A 22,257-nucleotide genomic window follows, 5' to 3' on the forward strand; every position below is an offset into this window, starting at 1 on the left:
GTGAAGGGCAAAAGATGCGATTACTTATTGCGGCGCTAAGTTTTGTTTTGGCTGTCAGTACTGCACAGGCAAAACAATTGACGGATTTGTATCAGGCTGAAGTTCCAGCAGGTCAACCCCAGGCCGTCTGGCAACAGCAGGCGCTGGCCCAGGTGCTGGTGAAAGTTACCGTTAACCCGGCTGTGGTTGAGCAGGGCGCTATTAAAGCTGAGCTGAAAAATGCCGGTAATTACATTAAAACTTTTGCTGCTGTCAGTTCTGAGCAGGGACCTGCATTGAAAGTCGGGTTGGATGAGCAAAAAATACAGCAGTTGTTAAGTCGGAACCAGATCGCTATTTGGGGAGCCAGACGTCCGGCAATAGTACTGTGGCCGGTCGAGCAAACCGCAGAAAACCGTGTATTTATGCAAGGATCCACTCATCCTGTATTGAGCCAACTGCTGCAACAGTCAAAAGCTATAGGTCTGCCGCTGGAGCTGCCAACAGCCAATGACAGCTTTACGCCGGTCTTGTCCCATGACGAGGTGTGGGCAGGGAACTGGCTGCTGATTGAACAGGCCAGTTTGGCATTTAATGCTGATCAAACTTTAATTTTACTTTTTGACCAGCCGACAACGGGTCAATACCGATTGACGTGGCAGGGGTATGAGCAGGATCAGTTGGTGAGCAATGAGCTGTTGGCTGGCTCACAGCAGGAACTCGCCACACTTTTCCTCAGTAGCCTGACTTCGCAGCTTGCCAGCAAGTTTGCTGTTCAGTTGGGCAGCCAGCAAGCTCAGATCGAGTTGGAACTGGACATCGAAGGCTTAACTAACTTTGTTGATCAGGTCAAAGTGCAACAAATGCTCGGTGCGATGCTGTCTGTTAAACAAGTGACAGTGAAAGAGCGCAAAGCTGACTTATTAAAGTTTAAAGTGCAACTGGCAGCAGACCGGGCGGCCTTTATTAACTCCTTGGCATTGGAGCGTCGATTGCAGTCGTTGCAAAGTACGCCACAACCTGGTGCCGCTGCTGACCGCAGTGCGACTGAAACTGCGCAAACGATTACAGGGACTGATGAACTCTTTGCTGAAATGGCGGCAGAGATGGCGGCAGAGCCCGCAGTGGAGTCTTCTGTTGCTGAGTCTGTGGTGCTGCGTTACAGGTATATTCCGAACTAATGACTCCGGTGCAATACACTTTGGCAGTCACACTGCCGGAAGATGAAACCCTTGATACCTTTTATGGGGCTGATACCAGCCCCGTGGTCGGATATATCAAACATTTTTTAACTACGCCGTTTGAACATCGACTGCCATTGTATTTATTTGGCGCCAGTGGCAGCGGTAAATCGCATTTACTCTACGCCGCTTGTGTGCAGGCTCAGGAGTTGGGGTTAACCAGTCAACTGTTAAGTCTGGAGGATTTCAGAGCCTGGAGCCCACGTATTCTGGATCAGTTGGAAGAACTGGATCTGGTTTGTCTGGATAATATTCAGGCGATTGCGGGCGATGTCAGCTGGCAAGTGGCGGTATTTGATTTATACAATCGTATGACAGAGCAGGGCAAAGCGCTGATTATTGTGGCCGATCAAGCGCCGACTGAACTGGGCATTACCTTGCCGGATTTGGTCTCACGCCTGCAGGCCTGCACCAGTTTTCAACTGCGGTTATTGGGCGATGAAGACAAACAAAAACTGCTGCAACAAAAAGCCCGTTTACGCGGCATGGAACTGCCGGATGAAGTGGCGCGGTTTTTATTAAACCGCCAACAACGTGACATCCGCGAACTGGTGCAAATTCTCGACGTACTGGATAAAGCCTCGTTAGTGCATCAGCGCAAACTGACCATTCCTTTTGTAAAAGATATGCTGAGCTTATCTCACTGATTTTGGGCTGTTCTTTGCAATGCAAATAAGCCTTCAAACAGAAAAAAAGCCTTATTTTACGCAAGCCCTGCGCGAAAAACTGGTGTATTATTGCCACCTTTTTATACGACATATCACCCCAAAGCCACAGACCTTGCAGCGAAACGCGCTGCAGTTTTGCTGTCGGAGGGAATTAACGCTGGTCTGAGGATAGCGATGAACTTAACCGCCATTTTAGAAGAAGCCTTACAGGCAGTCGCTGTAGCGAACGATATCAACGCACTGGAAGACGTGCGTGTGGCCTTTATGGGCAAAAAAGGCAGCATCACTGAACTGTTGAAGTCTTTAGGTGCGATGGATCCGGAAACCCGCAAAGTTGCTGGTCAACAAATCAATGACTTAAAACAGCAAGTGCAGGATGCGTTAAACAGCAAACGTGACCAGATGCAACAGGCTGAACTGGCAGAAAAACTGGCAAAAGAGCAGATTGATGTCACCTTGCCGGGCCGTACTATCGAAGCCGGTGGTCTGCATCCTGTTACCCGCACTATTCGCCGTATTGAAAGCTTTTTTGGTGAATTGGGGTTTGAAGTCAAACAGGGCCCGGAAATTGAAGATGATTTCCATAACTTCGACGCGCTGAATATTCCGGCACACCACCCGGCCCGGGCCGATCACGACACCTTTTACTTTAATCCGAAGCTGATGCTGCGTACTCAAACTTCGGGTGTGCAAATCCGCACTATGGAAACCGAACAGCCGCCGCTGCGGATTATTTCTCCGGGCCGTGTTTATCGTAATGACTACGACCAAACTCACACGCCGATGTTCCATCAGGTCGAAGGCTTGATGGTGGATAAAAACGTCAGCTTCACTGAACTCAAAGGTATTTTGCACGACTTTTTACAGAACTTCTTTGAAGAAGACCTGCAAATTCGTTTTCGTCCATCGTTTTTCCCTTTTACTGAACCTTCAGCAGAAGTGGACGTGATGGGCAAAAACGGCAAATGGCTGGAAGTCTTAGGCTGCGGTATGGTGCACCCTAATGTATTACGTTCTGTTGGCATAGACCCTGAAATCTACAGTGGTTTTGCTTTTGGTATGGGCGTTGAGCGTCTGACCATGTTGCGTTATGGCGTTACAGACCTTCGTTCATTCTTCGAAAACGATCTGCGTTTTCTAAAGCAATTCAGATAAGCGGGAGCAGATAATGAAATTCAGTGAATCCTGGTTACGCGAGTGGGTCAACCCGCAGTTATCGACCAATGAGTTAGCAGAACAAATTTCGATGGCCGGCCTGGAAGTCGACGGCATTGAGCCTGTAGCCGGTGAGTTTAGTGGTGTGGTGGTCGGTCATGTGGTCGAATGTGGCCGTCATCCGGAAGCCGACAAGTTACAAGTGACTAAAGTGGATATCGGCACTGGTGAGTTATTAGATATCGTCTGTGGTGCCGCTAACTGCCGTCAGGGCTTAAAAGTCGCAGTAGCGACAGTAGGCGCCGTATTACCGGGCGACTTTAAAATTAAAGCCGCCAAGTTACGTGGTCAACCATCCAACGGTATGCTCTGCTCTTTGTCTGAGCTGGGTATGGCCGAAAGTTCAGACGGTATTATTGAACTGCCAGCAGATGCGCCGCTGGGTCAGAACATTCGTCAGTACCTGACGCTGGACGACAATGCGATAGAAGTGGATTTAACGCCAAACCGCGCGGACTGTTTAGGCTTAAAAGGCTTAGCCCGTGAAGTGGGGGTGCTGAACAATCTGGATGTCTGTCAGCCCGAAATTACTCCTGTTATAGCGACAATAGCTGATAGCAAAGGCATCACATTGTCGGCACCACAGGCATGTCCACGTTATTTAGGCCGTGTTATTCGCAACATCAACACAGCGGCTGTCACGCCTTTGTGGATGGTAGAAAAATTACGCCGCTCTGGTATTCGTTCTATTGATGCTGTGGTGGATGTCACCAACTTCGTCTTGCTGGAACTGGGTCATCCGATGCACGCTTTTGATTTGGCCAAAATCGAAGGGGATATCGATGTGCGTATGGCCAAAGAAGGTGAAAAGCTCACTCTGTTAGACAGCAACGAAGTGACGTTAAAAGCCAATACGCTGGTGATTGCCGATAGCCAAAAAGCCTTGGCTATGGCCGGTATTTTTGGTGGTTTGCACAGTGGTGTCACCAAAGACAGCACCGATATTTTTCTGGAAAGTGCCTTCTTCTCGCCGGTAGAAATGGCAGGTGTTGCCCGTCAATACGGCTTGCACACCGATGCATCGCACCGCTATGAGCGTGGTGTCGACCCAGAGCTGCAACGCACAGCGATGGAGAGAGCCACAGCCTTGCTGTTAGCTATTGTTGGTGGTGAAGCGGGCCCTGTGGTGGAAGCGGTGTCAGAAGCGCATCTGCCAAAAGCGGCACAAATTAGCTTAAGCCGCACTAAGCTGGACCGTATTTTAGGTATTTCTATTGCCACAGAAACAGTGACTGAAATTTTCCAGCGCTTAGGGATGCAGGTTCAGGTGTCTGCTGATGTGTGGCAGGTGACAGTACCCAGCTACCGTTTTGACATCTCTATTCCGGAAGATTTAATCGAAGAAGTAGCGCGGGTTTATGGCTACAACAATATTCCTAATGTGGCACCACAAGCTGCGCTTGCGATGAGCAAACATCAGGAAAGCCGTATCTCTGTGCATAGCTTACGTGATCTTTTGGTGGCCCGTGGTTATCAGGAAGCTATTACCTATAGTTTTGTTGACCCTAAAGTGCAGGACGCCTTGTTCCCTGGTCAGGCGGCACTGGTACTGCCAAACCCAATTTCTGTGGACATGTCAGCGATGCGGCTAAACCTGTGGCCAGGGTTATTGCAGGCTGTGCAGTACAACCAGAACCGTCAGCAAAATCGGATTCGTTTGTTCGAATATGGTCTGAAGTTTATCCCGGATGCCAATGCTGAAGGGGGGGTACGTCAGGTGCCGGTGTTAGGGGGCGTGATTGTCGGAAGTTTCGGCAATGAACACTGGAGCATTGCCGAGCGGGCCGTTGATTTTTATGATGTAAAAGGTGATGTAGAAGCGCTGTTAAGCTGCACTTCAGCTACAGAGTGTTTTACTTTTGCCAAAGGTGAACACAGCGCCTTACATCCGGGCCAGACAGCGCTGTTGAACCGGGATGGTAAAGCTGTAGGTGTACTTGGCGCCTTGCATCCGGAAGCGGAACGTAAACTGGGTATAAAAGGCAAAGCCTTTTTATTTGAAATTGAGCTTGAAGCATTGGGTGATAAACACATTGTTTTAGCTCAGGAAACTTCAAAGTATCCGGCAAACCGTCGCGATTTAGCTATTGTTGTGAAATCTGATGTGCGTTTTTCAGATATCCTTGCTACTATTAGAAAAGTTGGCGGAAATCAATTAGTTGACCTAAAATTGTTTGACGTCTACACAGGGCAGGGTGTTGCACAGGGCCACAAGTCATTGGCTATAGCTTTAACCTTGCAGGACAAAGCGCGGACGCTTGAAGATAAAGATATCCAACAGGTTATCTCTTCTGTGGTCGAGGTGCTGAGCAAAGAGTTCAACGCAACGTTGAGGGATTAAGAATGGCGCTTACCAAAGCCGATTTAGCAGAACGTTTATTTACCAAGTTTGGCATCAGCAAGCGCGATGCAAAATTAATTGTCGAATCTTTTTTTGAAGAGATCCGCATTGCTTTGGAAGCAGGCGACCAGGTAAAACTGTCAGGTTTTGGTAACTTTGACCTTCGTGTGAAAAACCAGCGACCAGGCCGTAACCCAAAAACCGGTGAAGATATTCCTATCTCTGCCCGTTGTGTTGTGACGTTCAGACCCGGCCAAAAGTTAAAAAGCAGGGTTGAAGTAGGCACCGCCAAAAAATAATAGTCGCAGTTGTGGAAAAAGAGTGCTCCTGATGAGCACTCTTTTTTTTGCTTAATCGTTACTCATTTCAACAAATGTTCAATACAACAAAGTTGCAGGCTGAGCTGTTTCTTCTCGTCTATTGCTTGGGTATCAATTTTTACCAAAAATCACAAGTTTGAATTTAACTGCTCAAATGTAAAGAAAATATAATAAAAATATAATTTTAATATAAAGAGTTATTTCGCTGCCTTGCTAAGCTGGAGCCGCAGGATGCAATTTCACATCAGGGAATTCAAAATCTTTACCAAGGTACATATATGAAAAATAGAAACAAAGTACTGTTACTGGGAACTGCTGGTTGTTTTGCTTTATCCATCACTTCAGTGGCTGTCGCTGCAGCAGTGGATCAACCTGTGTTTATCACTGCTGCAGATGTTGCAGCCATCGACCCCAGTGATGACAGCACCAGCCGTTACATTGTGAAGTACAAAGACGGTGGTACAGGCAATTTACAAAACGCTACGTCTGCTGTTCCCGCATTTTCTCTGCAAAAAGCAGAAAGTTTTGCCCGGAAACACAAAACTAAAGTGGTCAAACATCTGGCGTCAGTCAAATCCAGTGTGCTGGAGTTAAATCCACGGCAGCTTAAAGCTATGGTATCTGATCCTGAAGTGGAGTACATCGAGGTTGACCAGAAACGTTATCTGTTTGATCTGATCACGCCTATGGCTCAAAGCACTCCTTATGGTATTCCTATGGTGCAAGCCAATCTGGTCAGCGATGCCAATGCCGCAAATACCAAGGTCTGTGTGATTGATACCGGCTACACCTTAAACCATCCGGATTTGCCTAATTCTGGCGTCAGCGGTTTTGCCTTCTCAGGCCATGGTAGCTGGTCTTCTGATGGCAACGGTCACGGTACCCATGTGGCTGGTACTATGGTTGCGCTGAACAATAATGATGGGGTGATTGGGGTATTACCATCAGCTCAGGCTGACGTGCATATAGTAAAAATATTCAATGATTCAGGAAACTGGACTTTCGCTTCTGATCTGATAGACGGGATCCAATCCTGTAAAGACGCCGGCGCCAAAGTTGTGAATATGAGTCTGGGTGGCAGCAGCTCCAGCCAAACTGAACAAACGGCGATGACCAATTTTTATAACAGCGGTATGTTATTGATTGCTGCTGCAGGGAATGCCGGTAACACCAGCTTGTCCTATCCGGCGTCTTACAATGCGGTTGTATCGGTGGCTGCGGTCGATTCGAATCGTAATCTGGCGAGCTTCTCTCAGCGCAACGCTCAGGTAGAATTAGCAGGGCCAGGCGTGGCTGTGAATTCAACCTGGAATAATGGTGGCTACAACAGCATCAGCGGCACCTCAATGGCGTCACCTCATGTCGCGGGGGTCGCGGCTCTGGTCTGGAGCAATCATCCACAATGTACTGCGCCGCAAATTCGCAGTGCGTTACAGGTTACAGCTCAGGACAGAGGTACTGCGGGGCGGGATAACTCATTTGGTTTTGGTATAGTTCAGGCCAAAGCTGCTGTAGATTACCTGACCGCCAATGGGTGTAGCGGTGGTGGCGGTGGCAATCCTCCTCCAGCAGGAGGCGAAACTTTCACTAATCTCAGTGCCAGTACTGGTAGCTGGTTACGTGGTTCGTACCAGATCCCCTCTGGTGTCAGTACCTTAACCTTCACTATTTCAGGTGGGACTGGTGATGCAGACTTGTACGTGCGGTACAACAGTCAGCCAACAGAAACTCAGTATAACTGCCGTCCCTATTTAAATGGTAATGCGGAGCAGTGCACCATCACTAATCCGCAGGCAGGCACCTGGCATGTTGGTATTAAGGCTTACACCAGTTTTAGCGGCTTGACGATGAGTTACTCCTACTAAGCGGGTTCGCTTTTTGCTTCTAAAAGCTGCGCCATCTGGCGTGGCTTTTTTTATGTTACTGTCCCGATACAAGGCTCTTCGTTGAGTTTTTCTTTGGTATTCAAAAATTTTTTGTTGCAGTGATCCAATGAAGCTGCTGATCTGTAAACAATTCTATTCATCTGCGTGATTTTTCTATGAGTATGACTATGAGTATCCAGATCGGTGTCAGCGCTTGTGTGCTCGGGCAAAAAGTGCGTTTTGATGCCGGCCACAAGGCCTCTGAATTCTGCACCAACACCCTTGGGCCTTTTGTTTCTTATGTTCCTGTCTGCCCAGAGCAGGCGATAGGATTAGGGGTGCCGCGTCCTGCCATTCGCTTGCAGCTAAATGCCCAACAGCAGGTGCGACTGGTCAATAGTAAAGATAGCAGCATTGACCATACCGACGCTATGTTGCAATTTACCGAAAAACTATTGCCGAAATTGCAGCAGTTGTCTGGTTATATTGTATGTGCCAAATCACCCAGCTGTGGTATGGAGCGGGTAAGACTGAATGACCAGAATGGTCATCAGTTAGGCAAGGTAGGTGTCGGAGTTTTTACCCAACAACTGATGCAAACCTATCCCTGGTTGCCGGTCGAAGAGGATGGCCGTTTACTTGACAGCAACTTAAGAGAGAATTTCGTGACCCGGATTTTCGCCTGTCATGACTATCAGCAAATGTTGCAATCCGGTTTTACCATCGGCAAATTAGTCGCCTTTCACAGCCGCTATAAATTTTTAGTGATGGCACATAGCCCAAAGGCGTATCGTGAGTTGGGGCGTTTAGTAGCGCAGGCAAAATTATTTGCGCCAGATGAATTAGCGCAGCGCTATTTGCTGGATTTAATGCAGGCGTTAAAACAACAGGCCACCCGTAAACAGCAGGCCAATGTGCTGATGCATTTGCAGGGCTTTTTTAAGAAGATGCTCAGCAGTAGTGCGAAGCAGGAATTACTCGGTCTGATCCATAAATACCGGCAGGGCCATTTACCTTTGCTGGCTCCTTTGACTTTGCTGCGCCACCATTTAGCTCAGCATCCGCATAGCTATTTGGCCGCACAACAATACCTGCAGCCTTTTCCTGACGAACTGGGGTTACGTGCCTGATGACTCATACCGCATTTTCTTTAGTCTGGCTGCGTAATGATTTACGCATTTACGATCATCAGGCGTTGTTTGAAGCCTGTCAGGCCGGCTTGCCCGTGGTTGCGCTTTTTATTGCCACAGCACAGAGCTGGCAGCAGCACGATATGGCTGCCATGAAACAGGATCTGATCCGTCGTCGTGTGCTACAGATGCAGACAGAACTTGCAGCACTGAATATCCCGCTGCTGGCTGTCGAAGGTAGTGATTACGCTGCAGTACCACAACTGATGCAACAGTTGGTCGATGCCGGAGCCTCGGCTTTGTATGCTCATACCGAGTATGAATTGCGTGAGAGGGTAAGGGATCAGAAGGTGAGCCGGGTTTTTGCCAACGCCGGCAAGCATTGCTATTGGTTTGACCGCAAAGCTGTTATGCCACCGGGCTCAATCCTGAGCAAAACCGGCGGAATTTATCAGGTTTTTACGCCCTTTAAAAAAAACTGGCTGGCGCATTTACGGCAGACTGGGGTGACGTGTTTTGCTAAACCCAAGGTCATGCCAAAGGTCAAACTGCACTTGCCTGAACTCCCCCTGATGGCGCTGGGAGACGGTAGTTCGCTGGCTTATGCAGTGGCTGAGTCAGAGGTCCTCGAACGTATGCGTCAGTTCTGTCGTGATAAAGTGGCGTATTATCAAACTGAACGCGATTTTCCGGCGTTAGATGGCACCTCTGGTTTGTCGGCCTACATCGCCATTGGCGTTATCTCCGCTCAGCAGTGCATCAGTCGACTCCAACTGGAGGCAGCCAACGACTGGGATAGAGAAAAATCAGGCGCTGCGGTTTGGTTGTCTGAGCTGGTGTGGCGTGATTTTTATCATCATATTCTCGTCGCGTTTCCCGAGTTGATTAAACACAAGGCATTTCAAAAAGATACTGACGCTATTATTTGGCCAAATAACAATGCCTTGTTTCACGCCTGGTGTGAGGGCAAAACAGGTTACCCTATCGTGGATGCGGCCATGCGTCAGTTGAACCAAACTGGCTGGATGCATAACAGGCTGCGTATGATAGTGGCCAGTTTTTTGGTCAAAGATCTGCATATTGACTGGCGCTGGGGCGAGCGATACTTCATGTCAAAGCTGATTGACGGCGACTTTGCTGCCAATAATGGTGGCTGGCAATGGGCGGCTTCTACCGGCACGGATGCTGCACCTTATTTTCGGATTTTTAATCCTGTGACTCAAAGTGAACGTTTTGACCCGGACGGCGTATTTATAAAACGTATGCTGCCGGAGCTTGCTGACTTGCCCAAAAAACAAATCCACTGGCCACATCCTTTGCCATTGTGGAGCCAGTACGTCAAACCAGTGGTCGATCACAGCAAAGCCCGGTTAAAAACCTTAGAGTTATTCCACACAGTTAAAAAACCGCAGGATGAAGGCGATCATGAGTGAGATAAACGCGACAGAACGGCTGGAACGTTTTTTAAATTTTTACAATAACTTAAGTCAAAGTAATTTAGACTCTCTGGTCGAACTCTATGCCAATAATGTGGAGTTTATCGATCCGGTGCACCATATGCTGGGACTTGAACAACTGCAGCAGTATTTCTCTCATGCCTATGCCCGTTTGAGCAGTTGTCATTTTGTAGCAACTTCAAAAATTGCTAATCAGGACCAAGGCTGTTTAAGCTGGGTGATGACCTTTACCCATGAAGCGATAGGCAATGGCAAGCCAATTTCTGTGCATGGCTGCTCTGTAGTGCACTGGAACAGCGAAGGCAAAATCGCCTATCACCGAGATTATTATGATTTAAACGAAATGGTGCTGGAGCATATTCCACTGCTGGGCTTTATAACTAAAAAAGTTAAACAAAAAATGGCAAACAACAGCACTACCCAAACAACCTGATGTTGTAGGGAGGCGGCAAGCAATCGAGGTCCCGGGAGCATAGAACTGCTATGTGACCGGGGCGAGTAAGCGCAGTCAACGAAGCTGCGGCTTTAAGTAGGAAGGGTAGAATGAAAATTGCAGTAATAGGCGGCGGTATCTCCGGCATGATTAGCTGGTATTTGTTACAGCGCCAGCATGAAGTTACTTTATTTGAGGCCGGCTCTTATCTGGGGGGGCATACAGCCACTGTAGATGTCCATGTTGAGGGCAAAGAGTACGCTATAGATACAGGTTTTATCGTATTTAATAACTGGACTTATCCACTCTTTAATAAGTTTTTAGCTGAGCTTAAGGTAGGGTCTCAGCCAACTCAAATGAGTTTCTCCGTAAAAAAAGCCGATACAGGTCTGGAATACAATGGCCACACTTTTTCGACTTTGTTTGCCCAGCGTCGTAATCTGTTTCGGCCTTCGTTCTGGCGTATGCTGTTGGACATTGTCAAATTTAATAAGCTGGGCAAGGCATTGCTTGAGCAAAATCACCCGGACCTGGACTTATTAATTGACGAATTTCTGGCTAAACACAACTTAGGCAAAGCACTGCGCAATGATTATTTACTGCCAATGGGAGCTGCTATCTGGTCTTCCGGTTTGGCTGATATGCCATCTTTTCCGCTGCGCTTTTTCCTGCAGTTTTTCAAAAATCATGGCTTACTGAATGTAACCGACCGTCCGCAGTGGTCAGTCATTAAGGGCGGTTCACGCGAGTATGTGCGGGCTTTATTAAAGGCGGTTAACCCAGACCAACTGAAACTTAACAGTCCGGTGCAAGCCGTCAGCCGCGATACGCATGGGGTAACACTGGAATTTGCGGATGGGCGTACTGAGCATTTTGATCAGGTCGTATTTGCCTGTCACAGCGACCAGGCCTTGGCGCTATTGAAAGATGCCAGCGATGCTGAGCGGCAGATCCTAGGTGGGATTGCTTATCAGAAAAACGAGGTGATTTTACATACGGACGAGCGCATTTTACCGCAGCGCAAAGCCGCCTGGGCCTCCTGGAATTATCATTTGACTGACGCAGCATCCAGCCATGCGACCTTGAGTTACAACATGAATATTCTGCAGGGCATTCAGGCGCCTGTCACTTTTGTGGTCACACTGAACCACAGCCATGCCATAGATCAGAGCAAAATTTTAAAACGTTTTGTTTATGATCATCCGGTGTTCAACCACTGCACCATTGCATCGCAGCAACGCCGTAGTGAAATTAATGGCGTGAACAACAGTTGGTTTTGTGGCGCGTACTGGTATAACGGCTTTCATGAAGACGGTGTACGAAGTGCGGTCGATATAGCCCGAGCCATGGGAGTGGAGTTTTGATCCCCACAGGTCATGCACTACTTACAGGTGAAGTCGGTCACAAGCGATATCTGCCTAAATTACACGGCTTTGACTATCAGGTGCATTACTTTTGGCTTGACCTGGATCAGCTCGACACTATCCCGGCCAAAGACTGGCTCTGGTCAACAGCCCGTTTTGCTGCGTGTAGCTATCGCCGCTCTGATTATTTGCCCGGCGCAGACAGTTTGGCCGAAGCAGTCAGGCTAAAAGTAGCCAGTTTAGGCGGCGCAGCGCCTATTGAGCGGGTTTGTATGCTAAGTCCGTTGGCAAACTGGGGCTATTACTTTAGTCCCTTGACCTTGTATTACTGTTTTGACGGCACACATCAGCTTATAGCACTACTGGCGGAAGTCAGTAACACTCCCTGGAATGAGCGTCATTATTACCTGGTGCCGGTCCAGAGCCAGGAAAAATCTCAGTATCAGCATGATAAAGCGTTTCATGTATCACCTTTTAACCCGATGGATATGCAATATCACTGGACAGTGGTTGCTAATTCAGAAAAACTGGAATTAGCCATCACTAATTTTAAAGATGGTGACAAGGTATTCAGTGCCTGGTTTTCGCTGCAGCCTCAAGCGCTGGAGAAAGCTGTGCTGCGGGCTTCACTGATCCGTCGTCCATGGCAAAACGTACAAGTGATGACACGAATTTATTGGCATGCACTCAAGTTGCTGCTCAAAGCAGTGCCTGTGTATGGCCACCCCAAGTCAAAGGAAACACCAAGATGACGGTTTCGATTACCGAACAATGCCCCTTCCAGAACTTAAGCTGGTTTGATAAAACCTGTCGTAAACTGGTGCTGAATCATTTAAGCCAGTTAAGTTATGGTGCAATTTTATTGGTCGAAGGGCAGGATAAAACTCTGTTAGGCGACGACAAGGGGGAATTGCAATGTACCCTGACGATTCTGGATCCGGATTTTTACCAGAAATTGATCTTCGCAGGCTCAGTGGGAGCGGGCGAGTCTTATATCCTCGGCCAGTGGCGCTGTGACAACTTAACCTTATTGGTGCAATTGTTTGCCCGTAATTCCGCGCTTTTAGACAAGCTGGAGTCGGCATGGGCCCGTATCAGCAAACCTGCACTTAAACTATTGGATTGGCGTAATCGCAATACCAAAGAGCAATCACGGAAAAATATCTCCGCGCATTACGATTTAGGTAATGCGATGTATCAGCTATTTTTAGATCCAAGCATGATGTACTCCAGTGCTGTGTATGAAACCCAGGAAAGCACACTGGAACAGGCGCAGCTTAACAAGCTGAAGTCTATATGCGACAAACTGCAGTTAAAACCTACCGACCATCTGATAGAAATCGGCACCGGCTGGGGCAGTATGGCGATTTATGCGGCGCGCAATTATGGTTGTAAAGTCACGACGACCACTATCTCCCGCGAGCAGCACGATTATGCCGCCGAAAAAATCCGCGAAGCTGGTCTTGAATCGCAGATCACGCTGTTGTTTCAGGATTATCGTGACTTAACTGGTCAATACGACAAGCTGGTCTCCATCGAGATGATCGAAGCCGTAGGAGATGAATTCCTCGATCAATACTTTGCCAAATGCTCCAGCCTGCTTAAAGACGATGGTTTGATGGTGCTGCAGGCTATTACCATCGCCGATCAGCGTTATCGTCACTATGTTAAAGAAGTCGACTTTATCAAACGCTATATTTTCCCTGGTGGTTGTTTACCCTCTATTCAGCGGATGAGCAATGCGGTGGCCAATTACACAGATCTCGTGTTACGCCAGGTGCAGGATATAGGCCTGGATTATGCCCGTACTCTGCAAGACTGGTGTCATAATTTTATGGCCGCCCGCGACAAGTTGCATCAGCTAGGATATGACGACCAGTTTATCCGGCTCTGGCATTTTTATCTGTGTTACTGCGAAGGCGGCTTTTTGGAGAGAGCAACCAGTGCTGTGCATTTAGTGTTTAGCAAACCGATGAACAGGGACAAAATCTAACTTTTCGTTGCTTAATAAAGCACGGTCGTTTATAACTTTCTACGGATTAATGTAGTAGAGTCTGTATGACGACCGTGACCATCTCACAGCCCCAAACTGATATCAGTGTGCTTCAGGCCCAGCTCCAGCTGTTACAGCAAGAAAACGCCAGATTAAGCTTAATTAATCAGTTTGCCATTGATCTGCATGAATTAACTGGCTCGGATGACATTCTTCAGTATGCGGCTAAACATGTTGTGGCAGGCTTAGGTTTTGTCGACTGTGCCATCTTTATTCTGGCCGACGACGGCGAGACTCTACAGCGTAAGGCTGCGTCGGGGACCCGGGATTTACCTTCGCACTTAGGTATCGCTGAGCTTAAACTTGGCCATGGTCTGGTCGGTTTTGCCGCCAGTATTAAACAGTCTGTGCTGGTGTCTGATACCCGGACTGATCCGCATTACCTTGCCGATTTAGTACCGAGTCTGTCAGAGCTGGTGGTGCCTATTCTGGATGGCGACGAGCTGCTTGGCGTTATCGACTGTGAACATTCGCACGCCAATTATTTCAGTGCGGAGCATCAGCACATTCTTGAAATTGTCGCATCTATTTTGGCCAGTAAGCTGCGTAAGTCGCAGATGCTGGCGAGACTAGAGTCTTCGGTCAGTAAACTTGAGTATGCGGAACGGTTACAAAAAGCCTTGTATGAAATCGCCTCGTTCTCCTACTTTGCTAACGACTTCTCCAGCTTTTACAAAAGACTGCATCAAATAGTCAATTCGCTGATTTATGCACCCAATTTCTTTATTGCGCTGTTTGATGATGAAACTCAGACTCTGCAGTTTCCATACTTTGCTGACACGGAAGATGAAATAGACCCCAATCAGGTGTATGGCTCAGATGTGTTGGCGCATAGTCTGACTGGTCATGTGTTTCGCTCGAAACAGCCTTTGCTGATTAGCCGTCAGCAAATGGCGGATTTTGACCGGGAACATCAGGTCCGCTCCTACGGCTCAGAACCTGAATCCTGGCTGGGAGTTCCTTTCCAGTCCAGTGACACTGTGCGTGGTGTGGTGGTGGTACAAAGCTACATCGCTCATATCCAATACAGTCAGCGTGATCTGGAGTTGATGATTTTTGTCTCCCAGCATATCTCCAACGCACTGGAACGGGTATTTTCAGAGAAACGTTTGCAGCATCAGGCGCTGCATGATGCATTAACCGCTTTGCCTAATCGTAGTTTATTGATGGACAGAATAGGCCAGGCATTTAAGCGGATGCAGCGTTTTCCTGCCAATCATTTAGCCGTGATGTATCTGGATCTCGATCGTTTTAAAACGGTCAACGACACCCTGGGGCATCAGGTCGGAGATGCCTTTTTGGTTCAGGTGGGGAGAGTGCTCAAACTCTGCATGCGACAGACTGATACCCTGGCTCGTTTAGGCGGGGATGAGTTTGCTGTGGTGCTGGAGGATGTCGCCAGTCTGGCCGATGTGACCGATGTTGCTCAGCGTATTATTCAGGCGCTACAGCAGCCGTTGTTGGTCGGAGAGCATATGCTGTTGACCTCCTGCAGTATCGGTATTGCGCTGGCGGGGGCTGTGGATCAACTCCAGTCGGCGGATGAGCTGATCCGTCGTGCTGATATTGCCATGTACCAGGCTAAACAGGATGGGCGTGGTGTCTATCGGATTTACTCTGCTGATATGAAAGTACAAGAGAGTCAGGAATTCAGATTAGATCTGGAGATCAAAGCGGCCTTGGCAAAACAGCATTTTATGCTGAATTATCAGCCAATTATCAGTCTGGACACGGACGATACCATAGGCTTTGAAGCCCTGATCCGCTGGACTCATCCAGGCCGCGGTGTGATCACCCCGGATGAGTTTATTCCCTATGCAGAAAAAAATGGCCTGATAGGTTTAATTGACCATTACGTGCTCAGACAAAGTATTGAACAGATCCGGCTTTGGCGGCAGGAGCACGCCACTGCGTTTTATATCAGTGTTAATGTGTCTGGACTGGCTTTCTCGGAGCCTGATTTTACCTGCGCCGTGATCGAAAAGCTGGCCGAAGCCAAAGTACCGGCCAGTTATCTGGCGATCGAAATTACCGAGCGGGCGCTGATAGAAAATATTGAACAGGCACGGCTGTGCTTAAAACAGTTGCGCCAGCATGGGGTGAGAGTGCTGTTGGATGATTTTGGCACAGGGTATTCCAGTTTAAGTTATCTGAACGAATTTAAGCTGGACGTGCTGAAAATAGATCGCTCTTTTATCGCCAATATGAAACCCCATATCAAAGACAATCCGGTGGTTAATACCGTGATTGCGCTGGCGAAAACACTGAATTTGAAAGTGGTGGCAGAAGGGGTAGAAACTAGTTTGCAACGCCAGTTGCTAAAAGAGTTAGGTTGTGACGCCGGACAAGGTTATTGGTTTGCTAAGGCTTTGCCCCCTGCGGATGCTATCAAATGGCTGCGTTAAATAACATGCCTATCTAAAGGGCAGGTCTTGTACCTGCCCGTCTAATGACAGCGCGCTGTCCATGAACGGGCCGGTGCAAGCCGCGGCCCCGACGAGGTACCCGTATCCGTTAAGATCCGATTTTAACCTGTCTGCATCACACCAGACGGATAGCCTCAGCTTCAATCACTATCTGACCAGCTTTGTACAAAGCACCGATAGCGGCTTTAAAAACTTTTTTGCTGACACCAAATTCGCTGTAAATTTGCTCCGGGCTGCTTTTATCCGACAGTGGCAAACTGCCGCCTTTTTGTTTTAACCGCTCTATAATCACGTCGGTAAAGGCCTGGGTTTTTGCATAACCAGGTTTATCCAGCAGTAAATCAATGCGTAAATCGTCCCGTACCTTCTGCACATAAGCTGTGCCTTTGTAGCCGATACGTAGTGGTTTAAACACCTGATTTTTATACAACAAGCCCCAATGCTGATGATCAACAACCACTTTGTAGCCCAGGTCGGTCTGGGAGGCGACATAAAATTGCACTTCATCGCCAGCCTGATAAGCAGGTCTGTCTTTGCCTATGTATCTGTCCAACTTGGCTGAGGCGACAATACGGTTACTTTTATCGACATAACAGTACACCAGATAATATTTATCCTGCTGCATCGGAATTTGTTGTTCGCTAAAAGGCACCAGTAAGTCTTTTTTCAGGCCCCAATTTAAAAAAGCACCCACCTTAGTCACGGCCACAGCTTTCAGTTGTGCCACTTGTCCGACCATCACATAAGGTTTTTCTGTGGTGGCTATGAGCTGATCTTCAGAATCCAGATATAAAAACACCTCCAGCACTGTGCCAATTTCAGTGCCAGCAGGCACATAGCGCTTCGGCAACAAAATATCGCCCCAGCTTAAGCCATCAAGGTAGACGCCAAACTCGACCTGTTTTTTCACCGCCAGTTTGTTCAGTTTGCCTAAAGCGAGTTGAGTCATATGATTACTCCGATGCCAGCAAGGCTGGGGTTGACTGTTGAATAAAGCGCGGTTGCAGCGGCACACTGTGAGCTGCGTTGCCAAACCAGATCTGGCCTTCGTTAATGGTGCATTGTAACTGCATGGTACGGTCGCATAGTTCAGCCAGTTGTGCCGTATCTGCCGGAGATACCGCCACTATCGTCAGGTTTCTTAACTGGCTTAAGGCTTTTTGCTCTGCGCTGTACCATTTATCGACTGCAGTACCACCGTAGGCGAGGAGCAATAACTGCTGGCTTTTATGGCTGGCACGGCGTAAGCGTCTCTCTTCCGGCAAACCCAGTTCAATCCAGAGTTGATAATCCCCAGTTAGATTTTGACGATACAAGGCCGCTTCGTCATCATCTGAAATGCCTTTGCCGAAGCTTAAATCCTCATGGGCACACAAAGCAAAAGCCAGCAGACGCAGCATCATACGCTCAGTGGTTTCAGAAGGGTGCTGGGCCAGTGTCAGGTGATAATCCTGATAATGGTGGCGCGACATATCAGCCACAGCCAGGCTTGCTTTATAAATGGTTGCCTTTAAGGCCATAACAAATCCGCAGAACAAATCAAAAGGGCGCTAGTGTACCTTGTTCGTTGCAATTATGCAGCTTGTGTGAATGCCGTTAAGCATGTAACTGATGATGCTGTTTTTGTCGTAAGGCGATACGGCTCCAGGCTTTTTCATGGAAAAAATAAGCGATAGTATTGATCGCTGGCTCTATGGTTGCCACTAAACCACCAACGAATAGATCGCCAGTGAGTAGATATGTGACGCTAAAAGCCACAGTAAAATGTAAGAGGGCAAAGGTCATAGTTTTTAGCATGGTAAAGCTCCATAGGCAGAATTTTTACTGAGCTTAGCCTGCCATGCTCTGGGTCGAAAACGAATTAATCCAATCGCTGCTATCGTTTTTTATGCACAACCGATCCTGAAGTTCTGTGTAACCGTACTGTGTGAACCAACAGGAGCATAAAATGAATTCACTCGAAGTTTTTTATGATGGTGGTTGCCCTTTGTGCCGGCGCGAGATTAACTACTTTCGTGCACTTAAAAGTAGGGTTCCTATTATCTGGCTGGATCTAACCGATCTGAATGCAGCTCTGCCAGCGGAGCTGGACAGATGCAGCGCACTTGCACGTATGCACGTGCGGGTCAACGGTCAAATCTATTACAAAGGCGCCGCCGCTTTTGCTATGCTCTGGTCGCAATTTGCCTATTGGCGTATGCTTGGACTTTTACTTAGAGTACCGCCGGTCACCTGGTGTGCAGACAGGTTATACAGCTTGTTTTTGAACATACGACCACGCTTGCAACGCTGGGTACAACAACAGGAGAAACCCTGATGGGGTTGGATTGCCGAGAGCTCTTGGATGTCAAAGAGTATGAGTTTTTGCTGAATTGGTTTATGCGCCAACAAAAGCAACATCAGTTAGCACAACTGGATGAGCCCTATAGCTATGATGGCTATTCGCTGTATGATCAAAAAGTAAATCAGCTGATTGCCGAAGCCACTATAGCTTTTGTGGAGAAGTTTCAACGCGAAGCTCCGCCTCTGGTGTTTACCAATCTATTTCATCTGGCAGAGCTTGAGTTACAAGGCAAACGCAACCGGCTAAGCAAAGCGCCGAAAACCTTGCAGTAATGATAAAAAACCACAGTGCTGTGGTTTTTTATCATGCTAGGGTGTTAGTGCTGTTGCACCCGTTTTAACGCATCAGTCAACTGCGGAATATCCAGTTTTTCATTCAGTGGTACCAGAGTTCCAGCCGACCAAACTCCATAACTGCCATCATCCCGCACCAGAATCATTTTATCTTTTTTAAAACTGACCATCTGATGCGGTAATAAATTCAGCTTCGGATAGGCCGACGGTTGAAACCAGTTATCTCCTGGCCAGTTGGTATGACAACCCAACTGAGCCAGCAGAGTAGGGATCAGATCCAGGTGTTGAGTGACAGTGTTGGACAACACCTGATGAAGTTCAGGCCAGCGGCTGTACAGCTTGGCCGGTGCCAGATCAAACTGGGATGCTGTGGCGTGGATGCTCAGTACGATAGCATTGTGTTCAGTGCCCAGTTGGGCTAATTCAGAGCCAAGATCACGACTGAATTTTATTTTGACTGCCGCAGTGGCTTGTTCTGTCAGCGGTAACCAGGGCAATAGTTGCTGATATTGTGCATCGCTGGCGCTGAGACTGAAGCTGCCAGCAGGCAACTGCTCCAGCCAGGCGGGGGGCTGTTGCAGCGCGCTGACCATCTCTTTATTTAACTGCATGCTGCCATAGACCAGATTCAGCAATGCGCTTTGAGTCTCAACCGGAGCAAAGTGTTGCTGCTGGGCTTTGAATTTGTTCTGCTCCAAAAGCGCCACATCATTGGCGGACAAGGCCGGCAGGATCACTACAGTGACAGGCTCTGCTGGTTGACTGACACATTGCAACGCTTCAGGCTCACGCCAGTTGGTTGGTCGTTGCAACTGTTCAGCTTTACTTTCTTTTAAGCTGGATAAATCCAGCAGATTGTATTTGGCTAAAAAGGTATTCGCCGTTGCCGGATAGGTAAAAGGCAGCACATTGTCTTGTTTCATGACATCCAAATCTAATTGTGCATCTGCCCAGATATGCAGGCTGTGGCTGGCGACAAAACAGCCTAAAAACAGATAAAGTGCGGGTTGGCCAACTCCGGAGGCTTGTAAACGTGGTACTTTTTTCCAGCAAAAGTTACTTAACACTAACTCTATCGCCAGTAATAACGCAAAGACAACAGAGGTGATCAGGATAAAATTACGCAGGTTGGTGACCACCTGTTGACGTAATAAATCAATGGTCTGTTCGCTGGATGCGCTGCCGACATGATAACCAAGCGCCTGATAGACATAAGCATCAAAAATCAGTGCGACCAGGCCGACAGTGGCCAGAACTGCCGCTATACCACGGACATGGCGCTGGTACGGAAAAATCAGAGTGACAGGAAATATGGTCAGAATAAAAAACAAAAAACATAAAAAAGCGGTGTGGCCCAGCCAGTTAGTCACCAGATAAACCCAGCCAGTCATGCTCTGTGGCAAAGGTTCCGCCCACCAATAGGCGGCGGTAATGACCAATGCCAACAGGATATTAAAAAAAGTAAACCAATGACCCCAGTTCAGCAAACGGTTTACTTTATTAACCAATGACAGGTTTTGTTCCAGCACCATAGCGTTATTGTTTCTTGCTGCTGACGGCGTCTTTTAACGCCTGACCAAATTGGCTGGCAACATCCAGACGTTGCGCAACTGGCACGCTGGTATTAATAATGTGGCTGATGGTATTGCCCAGGCACATCAGGCTCAGTTCAGTGGTTGCTTGTTCAGCGCGTAACTGCTCCAACAGAGTGTTGACGATCTTTTCAATTTGGTCGGTCGAATACTTTGATACAATGGGCATGAAGGTCTCTGCTCGAAATAAAATGGAACAGCGGGGAATACTAGCAGAATTAGCGAAGAACAGGAAAATATATGTCCGTTGATGTGTTGCATCTGGCAATAAATTTTATCGAAAGTACTGAAAGTGAACAATTGCAGGCGCAGTTTCGTCAGGAACTGGTGCCTGTGTCTCAATCTGTCGCACATTTAATTGAACAATTGCACCTGGCTTACAATGGCAAACCTGCCAAAGGTTACGCTACTTTTTCTGATGATTTACAAGACAGAATGGCTTTGCCCTTAGCGCAGTGGCAAGCGCAGGAGCGCAGTTTTCTCCAATTGGCTGAACAAGCTACCAGTCAGTTGGTGGTGCAACTGGTGCAGCACCAAATCCAGGAAACCGGCTACTTTATGCTGTGTCACTACCGTTATCTGGCGACGGAATATGTGTTGATCACTATGCTTGGCAGCAAAGATCACTTTAGTGTGACACCAGACTTATTACTTTCTACCGATCAGCATCTGGATATAGCCCGGATGCAACTGGCTGCCCGTATTGATTTAACCGAATACCAGACCAGCCCTGAGCAAAACAAATATATTTCGTTTATCCGCGGCCGGGCCGGGCGTAAAGTGGCTGACTTTTTCCTCGACTTTTTAGGCTGCGCCGAAGGTGTGGTTGCCAAAGAGCAAAGCAAAGTGGTGCTGGCTTGTGTTGAAGAGTATCTGTCCGCCTCGGATTACGATGCCAGCGAGAAATCGGCTGTGCGTAAGCAAGTCTACGACTACTGTGAAGAGCAAACTAAACAAGGCTTGGATGTGCATTTGCAGGAGCTGTCAGCGACTATCGACAGCAGTGATGCCAGAGCCTTTACGGATTACTGTGCAGAGCAGAATATTGAGGTGCCAGAGCAGTTTCCAGTGGATGTAAAAGAACTAAAAACCCTGGTGAAGTTTTCTGGTGCAGGTGGCGGTGTCAGCATCAGCTTTGAGCAAAAGCATTTAGGCGAACGGGTCCGCTACGATATGGACAAAGACCTGTTGATCATTCAAGGGGTACCACCGAATTTAAAAGATCAGTTGCAACGTTTCCTCAAAGGCTTCTCCAGCTTTGATCACAAAGGGTAAGCCTTAATCGCCACCACTGCCGCCGTCAGAGCCTGCGTCTGATGGGCTGTGATGGTCGGTATCCACCTGTTTTATGCGGCTGCCATCTGTGCCACTGGTGGCGGCTATGGTTCCGGTCACACCTCCATCTGAGGTTTTCTTCTGCTCTATCTTTTGTTTCAGGCTGTTCTGCCGGAGTTTTTTATTACGGCGTATCAGCCACAGATTAGCCAGCACCAGACCGAAAATGATCACCAGAGTCCACCAGAGTGTCATCGTCAT

General features: G+C 48.0%; 22 protein-coding genes. 16 read left to right on the top strand and 6 right to left on the bottom strand.

Features of this window, described 5'->3' with window-relative positions:
* Window positions 1-14: 14 nt before the first annotated feature.
* The 13 genes from SD53_RS06020 to SD53_RS06080 all read left to right on the top strand — a co-directional run bounded on the left by SD53_RS06020 (window position 15) and on the right by SD53_RS06080 (window position 16,471).
* Window positions 15-1,160 carry a DUF2066 domain-containing protein gene (locus SD53_RS06020; RefSeq protein WP_046519324.1) on the top strand — a complete coding sequence of 382 codons (1,146 nt, stop codon included), beginning with the start codon at window positions 15-17 and terminating at the stop codon, window positions 1,158-1,160.
* Window positions 1,160-1,867 carry a DnaA regulatory inactivator Hda gene (gene hda, locus SD53_RS06025; RefSeq protein WP_046519325.1) on the top strand — a complete coding sequence of 236 codons (708 nt, stop codon included), beginning with the start codon at window positions 1,160-1,162 and terminating at the stop codon, window positions 1,865-1,867. Before SD53_RS06020 ends, hda begins: the two co-directional genes overlap by 1 nt.
* A 195-nt stretch (window positions 1,868-2,062) precedes the next feature.
* Complete coding sequence (gene pheS, locus SD53_RS06030) at window positions 2,063-3,043, top strand: phenylalanine--tRNA ligase subunit alpha (protein WP_046519326.1); 981 nt, start codon at window positions 2,063-2,065, stop codon at window positions 3,041-3,043.
* Between the two features lie 13 nt (window positions 3,044-3,056).
* Window positions 3,057-5,444 (top strand): phenylalanine--tRNA ligase subunit beta, encoded by a 2,388-nt coding sequence (pheT, locus tag SD53_RS06035; protein ID WP_046519327.1) that lies wholly within the window; start codon window positions 3,057-3,059, stop codon window positions 5,442-5,444.
* A gap of 2 nt (window positions 5,445-5,446) precedes the next feature.
* Window positions 5,447-5,743 carry an integration host factor subunit alpha gene (ihfA, locus tag SD53_RS06040; RefSeq protein ID WP_008898181.1) on the top strand — a complete coding sequence of 99 codons (297 nt, stop codon included), beginning with the start codon at window positions 5,447-5,449 and terminating at the stop codon, window positions 5,741-5,743.
* Window positions 5,744-6,042: 299 nt separating this feature from the next.
* On the top strand, window positions 6,043-7,629 hold the full coding sequence (locus tag SD53_RS06045) for a S8 family serine peptidase (protein ID WP_052749275.1): 1,587 nt from the start codon (window positions 6,043-6,045) through the stop codon (window positions 7,627-7,629).
* A 188-nt stretch (window positions 7,630-7,817) separates the two neighbouring features.
* Window positions 7,818-8,759: a YbgA family protein gene (locus tag SD53_RS06050; protein ID WP_046519370.1), complete on the top strand. Its 942-nt coding sequence runs from the start codon at window positions 7,818-7,820 to the stop codon at window positions 8,757-8,759.
* Window positions 8,759-10,192, top strand: a complete 1,434-nt coding sequence (gene phrB, locus SD53_RS06055) for a deoxyribodipyrimidine photo-lyase (RefSeq protein ID WP_046519328.1) — start codon at window positions 8,759-8,761, stop codon at window positions 10,190-10,192. Before SD53_RS06050 ends, phrB begins: the two co-directional genes overlap by 1 nt.
* Window positions 10,185-10,649 (top strand): nuclear transport factor 2 family protein, encoded by a 465-nt coding sequence (locus SD53_RS06060; RefSeq protein WP_046519329.1) that lies wholly within the window; start codon window positions 10,185-10,187, stop codon window positions 10,647-10,649. Before phrB ends, SD53_RS06060 begins: the two co-directional genes overlap by 8 nt.
* 110 nt (window positions 10,650-10,759) lie before the next feature.
* Window positions 10,760-12,013 carry an NAD(P)/FAD-dependent oxidoreductase gene (locus SD53_RS06065; RefSeq protein WP_046519330.1) on the top strand — a complete coding sequence of 418 codons (1,254 nt, stop codon included), beginning with the start codon at window positions 10,760-10,762 and terminating at the stop codon, window positions 12,011-12,013.
* The gene (locus tag SD53_RS06070) at window positions 12,010-12,765 is read left to right on the top strand and encodes a DUF1365 domain-containing protein (protein ID WP_082101796.1); all 756 of its coding nucleotides are present in this window, start codon (window positions 12,010-12,012) and stop codon (window positions 12,763-12,765) included. Before SD53_RS06065 ends, SD53_RS06070 begins: the two co-directional genes overlap by 4 nt.
* On the top strand, window positions 12,762-14,006 hold the full coding sequence (locus SD53_RS06075) for an SAM-dependent methyltransferase (RefSeq protein ID WP_046519331.1): 1,245 nt from the start codon (window positions 12,762-12,764) through the stop codon (window positions 14,004-14,006). The genes SD53_RS06070 and SD53_RS06075 overlap by 4 nt, the downstream gene beginning before the upstream one ends.
* Before the next feature lie 65 nt (window positions 14,007-14,071).
* A complete protein-coding gene (locus tag SD53_RS06080) occupies window positions 14,072-16,471 on the top strand; it encodes an EAL domain-containing protein (protein ID WP_046519332.1) in 2,400 nt (799 codons plus the stop codon).
* A gap of 136 nt (window positions 16,472-16,607) precedes the next feature.
* On the opposite strand, the gene SD53_RS06085 is transcribed toward SD53_RS06080, so the two are convergent.
* The 3 genes from SD53_RS06085 to SD53_RS06095 form a co-directional block, all read right to left on the bottom strand.
* Window positions 16,608-17,441: a CvfB family protein gene (locus tag SD53_RS06085; protein WP_046519333.1), complete on the bottom strand. Its 834-nt coding sequence runs from the start codon at window positions 17,439-17,441 to the stop codon at window positions 16,608-16,610.
* Between the two features lie 4 nt (window positions 17,442-17,445).
* Window positions 17,446-18,012: a YaeQ family protein gene (locus tag SD53_RS06090; RefSeq protein ID WP_046519334.1), complete on the bottom strand. Its 567-nt coding sequence runs from the start codon at window positions 18,010-18,012 to the stop codon at window positions 17,446-17,448.
* A gap of 76 nt (window positions 18,013-18,088) precedes the next feature.
* Window positions 18,089-18,289, bottom strand: a complete 201-nt coding sequence (locus SD53_RS06095) for a DUF2061 domain-containing protein (RefSeq protein ID WP_046519335.1) — start codon at window positions 18,287-18,289, stop codon at window positions 18,089-18,091.
* 151 nt (window positions 18,290-18,440) lie between these two features.
* On the opposite strand from SD53_RS06095, the gene SD53_RS06100 reads away from it, so the two are divergent.
* Complete coding sequence (locus tag SD53_RS06100) at window positions 18,441-18,809, top strand: thiol-disulfide oxidoreductase DCC family protein (RefSeq protein WP_046519336.1); 369 nt, start codon at window positions 18,441-18,443, stop codon at window positions 18,807-18,809.
* Window positions 18,809-19,108, top strand: coding sequence for a hypothetical protein (locus tag SD53_RS06105; protein WP_082101797.1), 300 nt, complete (start codon window positions 18,809-18,811; stop codon window positions 19,106-19,108). Before SD53_RS06100 ends, SD53_RS06105 begins: the two co-directional genes overlap by 1 nt.
* Window positions 19,109-19,152: 44 nt before the next feature.
* Here the strand turns inward: SD53_RS06105 and SD53_RS06110 are convergent, their stop codons facing one another.
* Together SD53_RS06110 and SD53_RS06115 are read right to left on the bottom strand one after the other, a co-directional pair.
* A complete protein-coding gene (locus SD53_RS06110) occupies window positions 19,153-20,661 on the bottom strand; it encodes a DUF3413 domain-containing protein (RefSeq protein ID WP_046519337.1) in 1,509 nt (502 codons plus the stop codon).
* Window positions 20,662-20,665: 4 nt separating this feature from the next.
* Complete coding sequence (locus SD53_RS06115; protein ID WP_046519338.1) at window positions 20,666-20,890, bottom strand: YejL family protein; 225 nt, start codon at window positions 20,888-20,890, stop codon at window positions 20,666-20,668.
* A 71-nt stretch (window positions 20,891-20,961) separates the two neighbouring features.
* Here SD53_RS06115 and yejK point away from each other — a divergent pair, with 71 nt between their 5' ends.
* Window positions 20,962-21,996 (top strand): nucleoid-associated protein YejK, encoded by a 1,035-nt coding sequence (gene yejK, locus SD53_RS06120; protein ID WP_046519339.1) that lies wholly within the window; start codon window positions 20,962-20,964, stop codon window positions 21,994-21,996.
* A 3-nt stretch (window positions 21,997-21,999) separates the two neighbouring features.
* On the opposite strand, the gene SD53_RS06125 is transcribed toward yejK, so the two are convergent.
* Window positions 22,000-22,257, bottom strand: coding sequence for a hypothetical protein (locus SD53_RS06125; protein WP_046519340.1), 258 nt, complete (start codon window positions 22,255-22,257; stop codon window positions 22,000-22,002).

Source organism: Rheinheimera mesophila (assembly GCF_000986865.1).
Taxonomy (GTDB): Bacteria; Pseudomonadota; Gammaproteobacteria; order Enterobacterales; family Alteromonadaceae; genus Pararheinheimera; species Pararheinheimera mesophila.